At 70.4% G+C, this 15,856-nt stretch carries 13 protein-coding genes; 7 read left to right on the forward strand and 6 right to left on the reverse strand.

Going from position 1 to position 15,856, the window contains the following annotated elements:
* Positions 1 to 232 (forward strand): hypothetical protein (locus ABKW26_RS06600; RefSeq protein WP_348592000.1); only part of this gene is annotated, 232 nt, incomplete at its 5' end.
* Between the two features lie 25 nt (positions 233 to 257).
* On the opposite strand, the gene ABKW26_RS06605 is transcribed toward ABKW26_RS06600, so the two are convergent.
* Positions 258 to 1,430, reverse strand: a complete 1,173-nt coding sequence (locus ABKW26_RS06605; RefSeq protein ID WP_348592002.1) for a DUF4192 domain-containing protein — start codon at positions 1,428 to 1,430, stop codon at positions 258 to 260.
* A 180-nt stretch (positions 1,431 to 1,610) separates the two neighbouring features.
* Here ABKW26_RS06605 and ABKW26_RS06610 point away from each other — a divergent pair, with 180 nt between their 5' ends.
* Positions 1,611 to 2,720 (forward strand): polyprenyl synthetase family protein, encoded by a 1,110-nt coding sequence (locus ABKW26_RS06610; protein ID WP_348592004.1) that lies wholly within the window; start codon positions 1,611 to 1,613, stop codon positions 2,718 to 2,720.
* A gap of 18 nt (positions 2,721 to 2,738) precedes the next feature.
* Here the strand turns inward: ABKW26_RS06610 and ABKW26_RS06615 are convergent, their stop codons facing one another.
* Positions 2,739 to 3,212, reverse strand: a complete 474-nt coding sequence (locus ABKW26_RS06615; protein ID WP_348592006.1) for an Rv2175c family DNA-binding protein — start codon at positions 3,210 to 3,212, stop codon at positions 2,739 to 2,741.
* Between the two features lie 219 nt (positions 3,213 to 3,431).
* On the opposite strand from ABKW26_RS06615, the gene ABKW26_RS06620 reads away from it, so the two are divergent.
* Both ABKW26_RS06620 and pknB read left to right on the forward strand, forming a co-directional pair.
* Complete coding sequence (locus ABKW26_RS06620) at positions 3,432 to 4,493, forward strand: LysM peptidoglycan-binding domain-containing protein (RefSeq protein WP_348592008.1); 1,062 nt, start codon at positions 3,432 to 3,434, stop codon at positions 4,491 to 4,493.
* A 95-nt stretch (positions 4,494 to 4,588) separates the two neighbouring features.
* Positions 4,589 to 6,748 carry a Stk1 family PASTA domain-containing Ser/Thr kinase gene (gene pknB / locus ABKW26_RS06625; RefSeq protein WP_348592009.1) on the forward strand — a complete coding sequence of 720 codons (2,160 nt, stop codon included), beginning with the start codon at positions 4,589 to 4,591 and terminating at the stop codon, positions 6,746 to 6,748.
* 99 nt (positions 6,749 to 6,847) lie between these two features.
* Here pknB and ABKW26_RS06630 read toward each other — a convergent pair whose 3' ends face one another.
* The 3 genes from ABKW26_RS06630 to ABKW26_RS06640 form a co-directional block, all read right to left on the reverse strand.
* Positions 6,848 to 8,197 carry a 3-deoxy-7-phosphoheptulonate synthase class II gene (locus ABKW26_RS06630; protein ID WP_348592010.1) on the reverse strand — a complete coding sequence of 450 codons (1,350 nt, stop codon included), beginning with the start codon at positions 8,195 to 8,197 and terminating at the stop codon, positions 6,848 to 6,850.
* Entirely contained in the window at positions 8,194 to 9,411 is a 1,218-nt protein-coding gene (locus ABKW26_RS06635; protein ID WP_348592012.1) for a pyrophosphate--fructose-6-phosphate 1-phosphotransferase, read from the reverse strand. Before ABKW26_RS06635 ends, ABKW26_RS06630 begins: the two co-directional genes overlap by 4 nt.
* Positions 9,412 to 9,496: 85 nt before the next feature.
* Complete coding sequence (locus ABKW26_RS06640; RefSeq protein ID WP_348592014.1) at positions 9,497 to 10,291, reverse strand: lysophospholipid acyltransferase family protein; 795 nt, start codon at positions 10,289 to 10,291, stop codon at positions 9,497 to 9,499.
* Between the two features lie 59 nt (positions 10,292 to 10,350).
* On the opposite strand from ABKW26_RS06640, the gene ABKW26_RS06645 reads away from it, so the two are divergent.
* Entirely contained in the window at positions 10,351 to 10,911 is a 561-nt protein-coding gene (locus ABKW26_RS06645) for a hypothetical protein (protein WP_348592016.1), read from the forward strand.
* Positions 10,912 to 10,975: 64 nt separating this feature from the next.
* On the opposite strand, the gene ABKW26_RS06650 is transcribed toward ABKW26_RS06645, so the two are convergent.
* Positions 10,976 to 11,920, reverse strand: coding sequence for an ROK family glucokinase (locus ABKW26_RS06650; RefSeq protein WP_348592018.1), 945 nt, complete (start codon positions 11,918 to 11,920; stop codon positions 10,976 to 10,978).
* A gap of 137 nt (positions 11,921 to 12,057) precedes the next feature.
* Between ABKW26_RS06650 and ABKW26_RS06655 the strand changes: the two genes are divergently transcribed.
* Together ABKW26_RS06655 and ABKW26_RS06660 are read left to right on the forward strand one after the other, a co-directional pair.
* The gene (locus ABKW26_RS06655) at positions 12,058 to 13,869 is read left to right on the forward strand and encodes an AMP-dependent synthetase/ligase (protein ID WP_348592020.1); all 1,812 of its coding nucleotides are present in this window, start codon (positions 12,058 to 12,060) and stop codon (positions 13,867 to 13,869) included.
* A gap of 105 nt (positions 13,870 to 13,974) precedes the next feature.
* Positions 13,975 to 15,819, forward strand: coding sequence for a DEDD exonuclease domain-containing protein (locus tag ABKW26_RS06660; protein ID WP_348592022.1), 1,845 nt, complete (start codon positions 13,975 to 13,977; stop codon positions 15,817 to 15,819).
* Positions 15,820 to 15,856 lie beyond the last annotated feature (37 nt).

Genomic DNA, 15,856 nt, shown 5'->3' on the forward strand with positions numbered 1-15,856 from the left:
AGACAGCCGCGTGCTCGACGAGCGTCACGACGTCTCCGAGGACCTCATCGCCGTCGCCGGCCGACCCTTCTCGCTCACGACCACGACGAGATCAGTCCCACGCCGCCGTGCCTCGACCACGGCGGAGCTCAGCCCCTCGCGTCCTTCAGGTGTGGCGAGATATCCCACGACGACTGTCATCAGTCCTCCGACGCTCGGTGTGGCGCGGCCGTCCGGCCGTCGCCCGATCTGAAACTACCCGACACGGGCGGGTCGCGTCAGATCGCGCCACGGCCGTCGTCGCCGGTGCGCACCCACCCCGGCGGCATCCCCGCCGCGAGCGCCCGCGCCACGAGCAGCGCGAGCCGGTACCCCGGGTCGCAGCCGAGCGCACGATCGAGGAGAGCGCCCGCCCGCGCGCCGCCTCCGCGCCACCAGGTGAGCAGCGCGAGGAGGGTGAGCGCCGGCGCCTGGCGGTAGCGGCGCCCGTGCCCGATCACCGCCTCGAGAACCGCGGTCGCCGAGGTCGTGACACTTTCGTCCGGCCGGATGCCGACGTCGGGTTCGACGATCGAGGCGATCGCTGCCCCGACGCGGGTATCCACCGCCCCGTGTGCGCCTGGTCCGTCCCCGGCTGCGCCGGGCAGGTCCATCGCGTCGACGAGCACCTCGGCGAGGTCCCCCACCCCGGGCACGAGCGTCATGAGCACGGCGTCCCGCACGACGGTGTCCTCGAGGGCGGCCTCTATCCGGCCCAGCGCGGGGGCGTCCGGCCGGAGGCCACGAGCGTGGCCGTCCAGAGCGTCGCGCCAGGTGGCGAGACCGTCCCTGCGCCACGCGTGCACCCTTGCCGCGGTGGTGGCCGCGCGACGGCGGGCGCGCCACCGGTTCGCGGCGGCGTTCGCCCGACGCCGGTCGGGCTCGGGTGCGCGCGGGACTCTCGCCAGCTCGTCGCGGCTCGACACCACCAATGCTCCGGCGAGAACCATGTGCGCGCTCGTCACGGTCGCGGCGAGATCGTCGAGCGGACGACCGCCGGCCGGGCAGCAGTGCCGGTCGGCGCACTCGAGCGCGAAGTACCCGGTTGCCGTGACCACCCACACGTCCACGGCGTCGAGGAAGGGCGCTGCTGCGTCCTGGACCGTGCGGGCGGCCTCCCAGACGTCGTCGTCCTCGCGCCCCGCCTCGGCGCTCGGCGCCTCGGTGTACAGGACGAGCACCGCCGACCTGCCGCCGTCCGCCGCGACGTGGGAGACGAGCTCTCGGGCGAGCTGGCGACCGTCGTCCTCGTCGCGGAGGTCCGCGAGGTCGACCCGCGCGACGAGCCCGACGCGCCGTCGGCTGCCGCGCAGGCTCACGACGACTGCGCTGCTCTGCGGACGGAAGCCGAGCTGGTACGGGATGAGGGCCAACAGCTCTTGAGGTTCTCGGATGCGCAAGGTCGTCGTCATGGGCACGACTCTGTGGTGGACGGGAGCACGTGGTGCGCGGCGCACGGTCACCCTGGGGAGCAGACGAGCGCAGTCATCCTTGTGGGCAGGCTCTTCCCGTGCCATCCCACGCCAGGTCACGGACGAGGGATGTCTCGGACGAGATCAGCGCTCGCGCGTCGCGACCTCTAGGCTCGGGCCATGCCTGCCGACACTCCTGCCCTCGTCGATCGCGAGGGCCTGCGCTCCGCCGTCGATGCCCGTCTCCGGGTCATCCTTGCCGACGAGGCTGCGGTGCTGGACGAGATCAGCCACGACGCGGCCCCGCTCGTCGACGCCTGGCGGGCGATCCTCGGCGGAGGCAAGCGGCTCCGAGCCGCCTTCTGCTACTGGTCCTGGCGGGCGCACGGTGGCTCCCCCGACGGACCGGAGCGGGCGAACGCGGTGGGCGTCGGCGCGGCGCTCGAGCTCTTCCAGGCTGCTGCCCTGTTCCACGACGACGTCATGGACAACTCCGACACGCGTCGAGGGCAAGCGACCGCGCACCGGGCGTTCGCCCGGCGGCACCGCGAGGCCGGGTGGACCGGGGACGCCGCGCAGTTCGGGCTCTCCAGCGCGATCCTCCTCGGGGACCTCAGCCTCATCGCGAGCGAGAGCGAGCTCCTCGCCGCGACGTCCGGGCTCCCTCGGGAGGTGCGGCGGTCCGCGCGTGCCACGTTCGCCCGGATGCGTACCGAGGTCACGGTCGGTCAGTACCTCGACATGCATGCGCAGATGCTTCCGTGGGACCAGGAGTTCGCTGCGGACGAGCGACGCGCGCTCGAGGTCATCCGCTCGAAGTCGGCTCGGTACAGCGTCGAGTGCCCGATCGTGCTCGGTGCCACGCTGGCTGGTCGGGACGCGGACGAGCTCGCGCTCGCCTCGGCCGTCGGCCTCCCCCTCGGTGAGGCGTTCCAGCTGCGAGACGACCTCCTCGGCGTCTTCGGAGACCCGGCCGTCACGGGCAAGCCGGCGGGCGACGACCTCCGTGAGGGCAAGCGCACTCTCCTGCTCGTCCACACCATGCGCGCGGTCGACGCCTCGACCCGGAGGACGCTCACGGCGGCTCTCGGGCGGGCAGATCTCACCGACCACGAGGTCGCGGACCTCCAGTCGACGATCACGGCGTCCGGGGCGGTCGAGGAGATCGAGGAGCGCATCGCTCGTCTCACGGACGAGGCGTTCAGCGCCCTGGGGAGCGCGCGCCTCGACCCGTCGGCCGAGCCGACGCTCAGGGAGCTGGCTCTGGCCGCGGTGGCGCGAGCGGCCTGAGACCCGGTCGAGCCTTCCTCAGGCGACGGCCTGCGCGGCGCGGCGCACTGCGCTCTTGCGGCCCGCGAGGAGCGCAGCGACGGGCGTCTGGCCGAGCATCGCCTCCTCCGAGAAGAGCCACTCGAGGATCTCGGCGTCGGTCAGACCGGAGTCGGAGAGCATGATGATCGTGCCCTGGAGCGACGGCAGGATGATGATCTGCTCAGCGGTGCCCTCCGGGACGGTGACCGGCTTGACGTTCGCCGGGTTCGAGAGGTGCTTCGGCACGAGGAAGCTCGCGGGCACCGAGAAGATGCGGCGCTCCCCGCGCTTCATCCCGACGATGCGACGGTCGCTCAGCGCACTGCGGACCGAGGTGACGGCCGTGCCGAGGAGCTCGGCGACCGCGGGGACGGAGAGCCACTCGCCGACGAGAGCCTCGATGTGCGAGGTGTCAGGGACCTCGGGGACGTCGGCGGGGTCGGGCTGGGGTGTCGGATCTGTTGAGGTCACCGACACAGCCTACGGCTCCCCGTCCCTCCCCCCACTTCCCTGATGCTCGATCGTCGCCTACGGTCGAGGGACCATCAGTCACATCTGCCTCGCCAGCACCAGCAGTCCCACGTCGTCACAGCAGCCCCATCAGTCTCCGCCGTCACAGACGTACCAGCAGTCACGACGACGGCCGCGACCTCGGTCTCGTGATGCACGTTCGACAGATCGGAAGCGACCATGCCTGCACCCCGAAGCACAGCCGCCGTCTCGGCCGCACCGGTCCGCGCGGCTGTCGCCGACAACCTGTCGCCCTCGCGGTCTCTCTCACGCACGCTGGGGCGGTACGCCGTCCGGTACGGCACGACCGGGCTCGCGCTGGCCGCGGCATCCATCGCCGCGAGCGCGTCATCGGCATCTGCCGACGAGACGTACGAGGTCGAGAAGGGCGACACGGTCAGCCACATCGCGCAGCGGACCGGCACGCCGGCGACATCGATCCGCGCCGCCAACGGGTTGGACGAGCAGTACCGCATCCGCGAGGGCCAGCGCCTCGTCATCCCGTCCGCGGGCGTCGTCCCGGTCTTGTCCCCGGCAGGCGCTCCGGCTCCGGCGCTCCCTGTCGGCGGTGCTGCGCACCGGGTGTCCGCAGGTGACACGGTCTCGTCTCTCGCTGTCCGCTTCGCGGTGACCGAGGCCAGCATCGTCGCAGCCAACGGGCTGGACTCGCGGGCGACCATACGGATCGGGCAGACGCTGTCCATCCCCGCCGGCGCCGCACCCGCGGGTGCCGCGCCGACCCCACCCGCGCAGCAGCTCGTGGGTGACACGTTCGCCGGGCGCACCTATGCGAGCGACGTCGTCTCCGCAGCGAACTCCAACAAGGCGGCACTCCTGTCGATCTCCGTGCCGTCGAAGGACGAGATGCGCCAGATCGTCCGGGACACCGCCGTCGCGCACGGTGTGGACCCACGGCTCGCCCAGGCCGTTGCGCTCCAGGAGTCCGGGTTCGACCAGCGCGCGGTGTCCCCGGCCAACGCGATCGGCACGATGCAGGTGATCCCGACGTCGGGCGAGTGGGCTTCCGGGCTCGTGGGGCGCGATCTCAACCTGCTGGATCCGCGGGACAACGTCACGGCAGGGGTCGCGATCCTCGCCCGGCTCATCGAGACGAGCCCGTCGCTGGACACCGCGATCGCCGGGTACTACCAGGGCCAGACGTCCGTACGGAAGTACGGGATGTTCGACGACACGCGACGATATGTCGCGAATGTCCAGACGCTCGCGACGCAGCAGCCATGACCACGCACGTCGTGCCCGGAATCCCCACACCAACACCACGGCTCCCTGTCGGCGACGTCCCCGATTCCCGCGGGACCGCCCTCTAGAATCGTCGCGTGGCAACCATCCTCTCTGATTCCCTCGTCGGCCAGCTGGTCGACGGGCGGTACAAGATCGTCTCGCGCATCGCGCGCGGAGGCATGGCCACGGTGTACCTCGCGACGGACCGTCGCCTCGATCGCGAGGTCGCGCTCAAGGTCATGCACTCCCACCTCGCCGACGGCGCGACCGGCGCAGACTTCGTCTCGCGGTTCCGCCGGGAAGCGCGCGCCGCCGCGCGCCTGACGCACCCGGGTCTCGTCGCGGTCTACGACCAGGGGGTCGACGGCGAGACGAGCTACCTGACGATGGAGTACGTCGACGGCAGCAACCTGCGTCGACGTCTGCACGACGACGGACCCTTCACCGTCGGTGAGAGCCTGTCGATCATCGACGACGTGCTCGACGCCCTCGCTGCCGCGCACCGCAAGAACCTCGTCCACCGCGACATCAAGCCCGAGAACGTACTCCTCGCGACAGACGGCCGGGTGAAGGTCGCCGACTTCGGCCTCGCCCGCGCAGTGACCGAGGTGACCTCGACGACCACGGGCACCATCCTCGGCACGGTCGCCTACCTCGGCCCCGAGCTCATCTCGACCGGTGCGTGCGACACCCGGACAGACGTCTATGCCGTCGGCGTCATGCTCTACGAGATGCTCACCGGCCGGCAGCCGTTCATCGGCTCGACCCCGATCCAGGTCGCCTTCCTCCACGTCAACAACGACATTCCCCGTCCGTCGGAGCTCGTCGACTGGTTGCCCGCCGAGCTGGACCAGCTCGTGTGCGCGATGGCGTCGCGCGAGCCCGACGACCGGCCCGCCGACGCGCCCGCCGCACTGGCCCTCCTGCGCACGGTGCGCGCCGCGCTGCCGGAGGCACTCGTCGCCCGCCGCGCCGATCCTCCACCGCCGGTCGTCTTTCTCGCCGAAGGCACCCCCGTCGACGAGGACCTCGTCGAGGAGGAGCTCCACCCCGCCGACGACGCAGCGGTCGCCCTCCCGGACCTCTCCGAGATCGAGCCGAGCGACGAGACGTTCGATACCGCGCCCGCCACAGAACCGGGCGAGGCAGACGAGACGAGCACCACCCGGACCGTCGCACCGGACAACGCGACCCAGGCTCTGAACGTCGGAGCCTCGGGCTCCACGATCGCGCTCCCGCTCGGGACAGCGCGCTCGCTCATCAAGGGTTCGACCGAGTCACCTGTAGCGGTACCGGCCCCGACGGACGAGGCACCGACGACGAGCACCGTGGCGCTCGACACGTCCGCGCCGACGAAGCGCCGGCGTCGGAGGCTCGTCGGGTGGATCGTCGCGATCCTGCTCCTCCTCGCCGCACTCGGCGGCGGAGCCTTCTGGTGGTTCACCTCCGGCCCAGGGAGCTACACGACCGTGCCGGACGGTCTCGTCGACGTGAGCGCCGCAGACGCGGAGGCCACCCTCGCGGCCGCGGCGCTCGATCTCGAGTCGACGGAAGCCTTCAGCGACACGGTCCCGTCCGGTGTCGTCATCGCCGTCGAACCGCAGAGCGGTGACAAGGTCGCCAAGGACGGCACCGTCGAGCTCACCGTCTCCAAGGGGATCGAGCACTTCACCGTGCCTGCAGGCCTCACAGGCATCGCGGTCACGGAGTCCGAGACCGCTCTCGAGACGGCAGGGTTCACCGCCGTCGGTACCGAGCTCGTCTGGGACACGACCGTGGCCGAGGGCGTCGTCATGGCGGCCTCCGAGGCGGAGGGCTCCCTCCTGCCCCACAGCACCCCGATCGTCCTCACCGTGTCGAAGGGCCCGGAACCTGTCACCGTCCCGCAGGTCCAGCTCCTCAGCCTCGACGACGCCACCCAACAGCTCGCCCCGTGGGACCTGACACCCGTACCGGTCGAGGAGTACAGCGAGACCGTCCCCGAAGGAGCGGTCATCTCGCAGAGCCCGGAACAGGGCACGGACGCCCACCGGGGAGACGAGGTCACGTTGACCGTCTCGCTCGGCCGTCCGTTCGTCGAGGTGCCGGACGTCCTGCTCAAGCCGGTCGCCGAGGCGCAGCAGATCCTCGAGACCGCCGGCTTCACCGTGAAGGTCAACTACTACTTCGGCCTCTTCGGCAACGAGGTGCGCAACCAGAGCGAGGCGGCAGGGACACAGCTCCGGAAGGGCTCCACGATCACGCTCGACCTCTGACCGTCGCACCGTCTCCCCCACGCGACCCTCAGCAGCTGAACGACGAAGCCCGCCCCCTCGGAGGAGGTGGGCGGGCTTCGTCCTGCAACGACCAGCAGGCTAGCGCTGGAGCATCTCCGCGACCTGGAAGGCCATCTCGAGCGACTGCTGGTGGTTGAGCCGCGGGTCGACGAGGGTCTCGTACCGCAGCGCGAGGCCGGCGTCGTCGATCTCCTCGCTGCCGCCGAGCACCTCCGTGACGTCGTCACCGGTGAGCTCGACGTGCAGCCCGCCCGGCACGGTCCCGAGCGCACGATGGACCTCGAAGAACCCGCGGACCTCGTCCAGGACGTCCTCGAGCCGCCGAGTCTTGTACCCGCTGTCGGACGTGATCGTGTTCCCGTGCATCGGGTCCGTCACCCAGGTGACGGGACCGCCCAGGGCGGTCACCTTCTCGACGAGCGGTGGGAGCGCCTCACGGATCTTGCCCGCTCCCATCCGTGTGATGAACGTCAACCGACCCGGGATCCCCTGGGGGTTGAGCTTGTCCTGGAGAGCGAGCGCATCGTCCGCCGTCGTCGTCGGGCCGAGCTTGACGCCGATGGGGTTGGAGATCCGCGACAGGAAGTCCACGTGGGCCCCGTCGATCTTCCGGGTCCGCTCCCCGATCCACAGGAAGTGCCCCGAGGAGTCGTACGGCGCGCCGGTCTGGGACGAGATCCGGGTCAGCGCCCGCTCGTAGTCGAGGAGGAGCGCCTCGTGGCTGACGAAGAACTCGACGGTGCGCAGCGCGTCGAAGTCCGCACCGCACGCGGCCATGAACTTGATCGCGCGGTCGATCTCCGTGGCCGTGCGCTCGTACCGCGCGTAGGCGGGGTTCGTCATGAACCCGCGGTTCCACTCGTGGACCTGTCGCAGGTCCGCGAACCCGCCGGTGGTCAGGGCACGCACGACGTTCAGGGTCGCCGACGAGATGTTGTATCCCTGGAGGAGCCGGTCCGGGTCCGGCACGCGGTCACGCTCGGTGAACGCGTGGCCGTTGACCATGTCACCCCGGTAGGCGGGCCATGTCACGCCGTCACGCGTCTCGTCGTTGGAGCTGCGCGGCTTCGCGTACTGACCCGCCATCCGCCCCATCTTCACCACGGGCATGCTCGCGCCGTGCGTGAGGACGACCGCCATCTGCAGGATCGTGCGCACCTTGTTGCGGATGCGGTCCGCGTTCGCCTCGGCGAACGTCTCGGCGCAGTCCCCGCCCTGGAGGAGGAACGCCTCTCCCCTTCCCGCCGACGCGAGCCGGTCGGTGAGGGTCTCGAGCTGCGCCGGCACGACGAGCGGCGGGACGCCGGCCAACGCCTCGCTCACCTGACGCAGGTGCTCCGCGTCCGGCCAGACCGGCTGCTGCCCTGCGACGAGCGACCGGAAGTGGTCGAGGCCCTGCGAGACCTCCGGGTCGACGGCAACGCTCATGAGGTTGCAGGCGCCTGCTGCTGGCCGATCTCGGAGAGCAGCCGGGTGAACCACTCCTGGGAGACGTCGAACGCCTTGCCGCCGGCGATGCGCGGGAAGGCGATGGCCTTGAGACGGTCGCCGTCCTCCTCGTCGTGCCCGACGACGCCCGACTCACCACGGAACGCACTGTCGACGGCGAAGTCGGTCATGGACTTGATGAGGCGCAGGTCCTCGGCGTTGGCGGCCGCGGCGCGCGAGAAGTAGCCGGACTTCTGGACCATCGTCTTCTCGGCACCGAGGAGCTCGGCGAACTGCTTGGCGAACCAGGCGCCCGGGTTGATGGTGTCGAGCTTGACGTGGCCGAACGGGTCGCGCTCCACCGTCTCGCCCGACGCCTCGAGCTGCGCGACGATCTCGTGCATGCCGGCACCCTCGGAGAGGAAGATGTTGACGTTGCCGACCTCGTCCATGACGGTGCGCAGGCGTGCAGCCTCGGCCTCGAGGTCGAGCTTGAGCTCCGGGACGAAGACGGCGTGGATGTCCCACCGCTCCTTGGTGAGACCGATTCCCGGGACCCACTCCTGCGTGTCCAGCCACGACCGGTACGAGGCGGCCGACGCCGCGGTGAGCCACCCGCAGTGGCGCCCCATGACCTCGTGGACGATGAGCATGCGCGGCCCGGAGCGGTGCTCGCCGATGACGTTCGCGGCGAAACCGGCGGCCTCCTCGGCCGCGGTCCACGCACCGAGCGACTGCTTGATGGGGATGACGTCGTTGTCGATCGTCTTCGGCAGGCCGACGACCGTGAGGTGGTAGCCGTTCTCCTCGAGGTAGGCGGCGAGGTCGGCTGCGGTGGTGTTGGTGTCGTCACCGCCGATGGTGTGCAGGACGTCGACGCCGTCGGCCTTGAGCCGCTCGGCCGCGACGGTCAGGGGGTTCTCCCCCTCCTTGACGAGGCCGCGCTTGACGCAGTCCGCAGCGTTGGTGAGCTTGACGCGGCTGTTGCCGATCGGCGACCCGCCGAAGCGGTGCAGGATCCCGGCGTTCTTGCGCACCTCGGCGTCGATGACGATCTTGTTGCCGGTGAGCAGGCCGTGGTACCCGTGCTGGTAGGCGATGATCTCGACCTCCGGAGCCAGCTCTGTGTAGCGCTCGATGAGCCCTCCGACAGCGGAGGACAGGCAGGGAGCGAAGCCACCAGCCGTGAGGAGCGCGACGCGACGGACCGACATGTGGATCTACCTCTCATTGTGCCCGCCGCGCGCGCTGGTGCGTGCAGGGGTGTGCGGGCGCTGTTTCGTGTGGTGTGGGCGAAGATCAGTCTAGTGACGTCTCGGGGGTGTCCTTCGGCGGTTCCGGCACCTGGACGTCGGGGACGGGGCGTCCGCCCGGAGCCGTGGGGTGCTGGTTCGCCGTTCCGGAGTTCTTCACGCCTGCGGCGAGCCGCGCCTTCTGGGTGGCCGCGTAGATGTCGACGTACTCCTGACCGGACAGGCTCATGAGCGAGTACATGATCTCGTCGGTGACCGAGCGCAGGATGAAGCGGTCGCTCTCCATCCCGGTGTACCGGCTGAAGTCGAGGGGCTCGCCGATGACGATGCCGATGCGCAGAGGCTTCGGGATGCGCGTGCCGATGGGCTGCGCCTTGTCGGTCCCGACCATCGCGACGGGGATCACCGGGGCACCGGACTCGAGGGCGAGCCGTGCCACACCGGTCTTGCCGCGGTAGAGCCTGCCGTCGGGGCTCCTCGTGCCCTCGGGATAGATCCCGAAGAGACCGCCGTCCGCAAGGCGTTTGAGCCCTGTCCGCAGAGCAGCCTCGCTCGCCTTGCCGCCCGAGCGGTCGACGGGGATGGTCCCGACACCGCGCATGAAGCCGGCGGTCGCACGCCCCTTGAGACCGGTCCCCGTGAAGTACTCGGACTTGCCGATGAACACGATCTCGCGATCCATCATCAGCGGCAGCACGAACGAGTCGATGACCGCCAGGTGGTTGCTCGCGATGATCGCCGGACCGTCCCCGGGGATGTTCTCGAGGCCCCGCACCCACGGACGGAACATCACTCGAAGCAGGGGTCCGACGAGGACCCGCTTCATCAGCCAGTAGAACAACCCGCCTCCTCATGCGCCTCGCATACGCGGGACTGTCATCCGACTCTAGAGTGATCACCATGCCAGGAACCATCGACGAACCCGACGAAGCGCCGGACGAGCATGTCGACCCGGAAGGCCGCGATGAGCGCGGCGTGCCCGACCAGGAGCGGACGGACGCGGCCTGGGCGCAGATCGTCGCTGAACTCTCCGATCTTTCCACGGATCCACCAGGGGAACGAACTCCGGCCGCTGTCGAGCAGGACGTCTCGTTCGATTTCCCTGTCGCGCCGTGGGTCGAGGAGCCGCCAGCACGAGCGGTGGTGCCGCGCAGTGCCACCGCCGGGCCCCGCGACTGGCCCCGCAGCGCGGATGTCGAAGCAGCGGAGGAGCGTGAGGGCGAGTTCGTCGCGCCCGACCCTGGGATCGCCCTGAGCGCCGACCCGTTGCGCAACGTCGCCCTGCTCGCGCTGTGCGCGAGCCCGATCGCTCTGGTGCTCGCCTGGATCTTCTGGGACGGTGCACCACGAGGGTTCTTCATCTCGCTCGCAGGGGTCTTCGTCGGTGGGGCAGCGCTGCTCGTGTGGCGGCTCCCCCACAGCAGGGACGCACGACCAGGGGACGACGGCGCCGTCGTGTGAGGCGCCGTCGTCCCTGGTGTTCCCGTACCGACGTTCGCGGCCCGCGTCGGGGCCGCGGTCTTCGTCAGACGCGCGCGAGGTCTGCGGCGCCGACGATGCCCGCCTCGTTGCCCAGCGCTGCGAGCTCGATCCTCGCCTCCGGGCGGTGCCCGCGCGCAGGGAGCGACTCGCCGTAGGCGCGTCGAGCCGGTCCGAGGAGCAGGTCGCCCGCCGCGCCGACACCGCCGCCGATGACGATGAGCTCAGGGTCGAGGAGCGCCGCGACGGACGCCGCGCCCTCGCCGATCCACCGACCGAGCTCAGCGAGCAGCTCGATCGAGAGAGGGTCGCCGCCCATGGCGGCCGCGGTGATGAGCGGGCCGGTGATGTTCTCGGCGACCCCGTCTGACAGGTCGAGCAGCCGGACGGCGTCCTTCGGACGCGCCACCGCCGCCGCACGGGCGTCGCGCACGAGCGCGGTCCCCGAGGCGTACTGCTCCCAGCACCCCTCGTGCCCGCAGCCGCAGTAGTGCCCGCTGGGCACGACACGCATGTGGCCGACCTCGGCGGCGACGCCCCACCGTCCGCGGACGAGCTGGTCGTTGACGACGAGAGCGCCTCCCAGGCCCGTTCCGACGGTGAGCAGGAGCATGTCGGTGGCTTCGCGTGCGACGCCGAACCGGAACTCCGCCCAGCCTGCTGCGTTCGCGTCGTTCTCGACCACGATCGGGACGTCGAGGCCTAGGAGCGCTCCCACGCGGTGTGCGATGGGGTAGTCACGCCACGCGATGTTCGGGGCGAAGAGGACGGATGCGCGGTCGGGGCTGACGAACCCGGCGGCCGCGAGGCCGATCGCCCCGATCTCGTACTCCTTGGAGAGCTCCCGGCACACCTCGGCGATCGCCCGGTCGATGCTCGACGCATCCTCAGGCTCGGTGCCGACGCGCGTCTGTGCGAGGATGCGCCCATCCTCGTCGACCACCCCGGCCGCGATCTTCGTCCCGCCGATATCGACCCCGATGGCATGCATGCCGTTTCCTCACAGATCTCGATGTGTGCACGAACGCGTGCGACTCGGATGAAGCGTACTCAAGTCTGAGGTGCAACTGCACGTCCCGATCAGTGGGTAAGGTCTACCCACTGTCGACCACTGTCACTGGAGCCAGAATGGACGAGTTCTTCACCCCCGCCCTCATCACCGTCGATCCGCAGAAGAACCTCAACGACCTGCTCGCCGCGCGCGTGTCCACCGCCGGCGACGAGCCGCTCATGGAGGTGAAGGACGCACAGACCGATGCATGGACCTCGGTGACCGCCCGCGCCTTCGACGCCGAGGTCGTCGCCGTGGCCAAGGGCTTCGTCGCCCGAGGTGTAGAGCCTGGTGACCACGTCGGGATCATGTCCCGCACCCGGTACGAGTGGTCTCTCCTCGACTGGGCCATCTGGGCAGCGGGCGCGATCACCGTGCCCCTCTACGAGACCTCCAGCGCCGAGCAGGTCGAGTGGATCCTCACGGACTCGGACGTCCGCCTCCTCGTGGTCGAGACCCCCGAGAACGCCGCCACGGTCGCAGAGGTGCAGGACAAGGCGCCGCAGCTCGGCTCGGTCCACGTCATCGACGACGGCGGTCTCGAGGCGCTCAAGACGGCCGGTGCCGATGTCACGGACGAGGAGATCGCCCGTCGACGCTCTGTCGCACGCCTGGCAGACGTCGCGACGGTCATCTACACGTCGGGGACGACCGGTCGCCCGAAGGGTGCGGAGCTCACGCACGAGAACTTCTACTCCGTGACCGTCAACGCGACCGAGAAGCTCACCGACGTGCTGCACTACGGAGCGCGCCGGACGCTGCTCTTCATGCCTCTCGCCCACGTCTTCGCCCGGTTCATCCACGTGCTCGTCGTCCCCGCCGGCTCGGTGCTCGGCCACACCCCGGACACGAAGACCCTCCTGCCGGACCTCGCGTCGTTCAAGCCGACGTACATCTTGTCGGTGCCACGTGTCTTCGAGAAGGTGTACAACTCCTCCGAGCAGAAGGCCGCCGCCGGCGGGAAGGTGAAGATCTTCCACTGGGCCGCGGCGACCGCGATCTCCTACTCGCGCGGCCTCGATTCCGCGGGGGGTCCGAGCATCGCGCTGCGCCTGCGGCACAAGGTCGCCGACGCCCTCGTCCTCAAGAAGATCCGCACCGCCCTGGGCGGCGAGGCGCGGTACGCCGTGTCGGGCGGTGCGGCTCTCGGGGAACGTCTCGGTCACTTCTACCGCGGTGTCGGCCTCGTCGTCCTCGAGGGCTACGGGCTCACCGAGACGACGGCACCTTCGACCGTCAACCTGCCGGGCGGGAAGATCGGCACCGTCGGCCCGCCGCTCCCCGGCCACGGTCTGCGGCTCGACCCGGACGGCGAGATCCTCATCAAGGGCCCGCACGTCTTCCGGGGCTACCGCAACAACGAGCAGGCCACCGCCGACGCGTTCACCGACGGATGGTTCCGCTCGGGCGACATCGGGACGATGGACGACGACGGCTACCTCACCATCACGGGCCGCAAGAAGGAGATCATCGTCACCGCCGGCGGGAAGAACGTCGCGCCTGCGGTTCTCGAGGACCGGCTCCGGGCCCACCCGATCATCAGCCAGGTCGTCGTCGTCGGTGACGCGCAGCCGTTCATCGGTGCGCTCATCACCCTCGATCCCGAAGGCCTCCCTGGATGGCTGTCCACCCACGGGAAGCCCTCCCTCACCGTCGAGCAGGCCGTGACGGACCCTGACGTCCTCGCGTCGGTCGACGCAGCGGTCCAGCGGACCAACCGGGCCGTGTCGCGGGCCGAGTCCATCCGCAAGTTCAGCATCCTCACGACCGACTTCACCGTCGCGAACGGCTATCTCACGCCGTCTCTCAAGGTCAAGCGGGCGCTCGTCCTGACCGACTTCACCGACGAGATCGACGCGATCTATGCGGACGTCAAGCGCGTCGACTGAACCGGTCACCGCCCTGGTGCCGCCGTCGTCCAGCGGCACCAGGGCCCAGGCGGCAGCGGCGGCTGCGATGCCATCGATGTCGGTGGCGCAGCCTAGTCTCGGCGCATGCACCCCGAGTCGTCCACCCGAGCCTTGCGCCCCCTGCCTGGTGCACGGCACAGCGGTCGTCGGATCACCCCGCCCCGCCCCGGTCTCCAGACCGTGCCCGAGACCACCGGGAAGCCCGTCCAGCTCGCCCTCGACGAGCTCGGCACGCCGCTGCGCGACGTGACCTTCGTCGTGGTCGACCTCGAGACCACAGGCGGATCGGCGAAGGACTGCGAGATCACCGAGATCGGCGCCGTCAAGGTCCGCGGCGGAGAGCGGGTCGGCGAGTTCCAGACGCTCGTCAACCCCGGTGTCCCCGTGCCCGCGTTCATCGCGCGCCTCACGGGGATCAGCACCGCGATGGTCTCGGACGCACCGCGGATCGAGGCCGTCGTCCCATCCTTCCTCGAGTTCATCCGCGGGACCGTCCTCGTCGCGCACAACGCACCCTTCGACATCTCCTTCCTCCGCGCCGCCGCCGCACGCTCGGACCATCCGTGGCCCGGCAACCAGGTGCTCGACACCGTGACCCTCGCCCGGCGCGTCGTCACGCGCGACGAGGCGCCCAACCACAAGCTCTCGACCCTCGCGAACCTCTTCCACGCGACCGTCACGCCGGACCACCGCGCGCTGTCCGACGCCCGCGCCACCGTCGATGTCCTGCATGCCCTGTTCGACCGGCTCGCTCCGCTCGGCATCACGCACCTCGAGGACCTCGCGACCGCCACCGACCCGGTACCGGCGGACGTCCGGCGCAAGCGACACCTCGCCGACGGCCTCCCGACGGGCCCCGGTGTGTACATGTTCGTGGGCCCGCGCGGCGAGGTCCTGTACGTCGGGACCTCGACCTCCGTGCACAAGCGGGTCCGCAGCTACTTCACGGCGTCGGAGAAGCGCGGTCGGATGATCGAGATGATCAGGCTCGCCGAGTCCGTGCGTGCCGTCCCGTGCGCGACCGAGCTCGAGTCCCGCGTCAGGGAGCTGCGTCTCATCACCGAGCACGCACCCCGCTACAACCGGCGTTCCAAGCACCCAGAGCGCATGCACTGGGTGCGGCTCACGGCCGAGGCCTATCCGCGGCTCACCGTCGTGCGAGACGTCCGCCAGCCCGTGAACGGACCGAGCGAGCCGCACATCGGTCCGTTCACCTCCCGCAGCCGGGCTCAGGACGCCCTCGAGGCGCTGCAGTCGGCGCACGCGGTCCGCCAGTGCGCCGCACGGTTGCCCGCCACGCCCAGCATCTCAGCAGCCGCCTGCGCCCTGGCCGAGATGGGTCGGTGCAGCGCTCCCTGCGTCACTGCCGAGCGCCAGCCGCCTGGCGCGACGGCCACGGCGTACTCCGCGGTGACCGAGTCCGTGCGCGCAACCATGCGCGGAGACGCAGGACCGGTCGTCACCGCCCTGTCCCGCAGGATCAAGGAGCTCGCGACCGACGAGCGTTTCGAGGACGCGGCCACCGAGCGGGACCGGCTGACGGCATACCTCGCCGGAGCGTCCCGTGCCCAGCGCCTCGAACCCCTGAGCGCGTGCGAGCAGCTCGTCGCCGCCCGCCCCTGGACGGGCGGAGGATGGGAGATCGTCGTCGTGCGTCACGGCCGGCTCGCAGCGACCGTCGTCTGCCCACCAGGCCGCGACCCGTACGTGACGATCGGTGCCGCGGTCGGCTCCGCCGAGCACGTGGACCCCCGCCCGGCCCCGGCACCCGCGTGCCATCCGGAGGAGACAGACCTCGTGCTCGCCTGGCTGCGCTCCGACGGTGTACGGCTCGTCAGCGTGACACATCCCCAGACCTGCCCGGTCGGCGGTGCCGAGAGATACCTCGTCAACACCACGACCGCCGGAGTCGTCTCGGGCGTCGTGTAGCGGCATGATCAAGGGTGCGACCACCGGTCGCCCGCGC

The organism is Sanguibacter sp. 25GB23B1 (assembly GCF_040012415.1).
Taxonomy (GTDB): Bacteria; Actinomycetota; Actinomycetes; order Actinomycetales; family Cellulomonadaceae; genus Sanguibacter.

What these genes read in the sequence shown, in the direction of transcription:
- ABKW26_RS06605 (WP_348592002.1), bottom strand. Translation starts at nt 1,430, where the DNA reads ATGACGACGACCTTGCGCATCCGAGAACCTCAAGAGCTGTTGGCCCTC.
- ABKW26_RS06610 (WP_348592004.1), top strand. Translation starts at nt 1,611, where the DNA reads ATGCCTGCCGACACTCCTGCCCTCGTCGATCGCGAGGGCCTGCGCTCC.
- ABKW26_RS06620 (WP_348592008.1), top strand. Translation starts at nt 3,432, where the DNA reads ATGCCTGCACCCCGAAGCACAGCCGCCGTCTCGGCCGCACCGGTCCGC.
- ABKW26_RS06630 (WP_348592010.1), bottom strand. Translation starts at nt 8,197, where the DNA reads ATGAGCGTTGCCGTCGACCCGGAGGTCTCGCAGGGCCTCGACCACTTC.
- ABKW26_RS06635 (WP_348592012.1), bottom strand. Translation starts at nt 9,411, where the DNA reads ATGTCGGTCCGTCGCGTCGCGCTCCTCACGGCTGGTGGCTTCGCTCCC.
- ABKW26_RS06645 (WP_348592016.1), top strand. Translation starts at nt 10,351, where the DNA reads ATGCCAGGAACCATCGACGAACCCGACGAAGCGCCGGACGAGCATGTC.
- ABKW26_RS06650 (WP_348592018.1), bottom strand. Translation starts at nt 11,920, where the DNA reads ATGCATGCCATCGGGGTCGATATCGGCGGGACGAAGATCGCGGCCGGG.
- ABKW26_RS06655 (WP_348592020.1), top strand. Translation starts at nt 12,058, where the DNA reads ATGGACGAGTTCTTCACCCCCGCCCTCATCACCGTCGATCCGCAGAAG.
- ABKW26_RS06660 (WP_348592022.1), top strand. Translation starts at nt 13,975, where the DNA reads ATGCACCCCGAGTCGTCCACCCGAGCCTTGCGCCCCCTGCCTGGTGCA.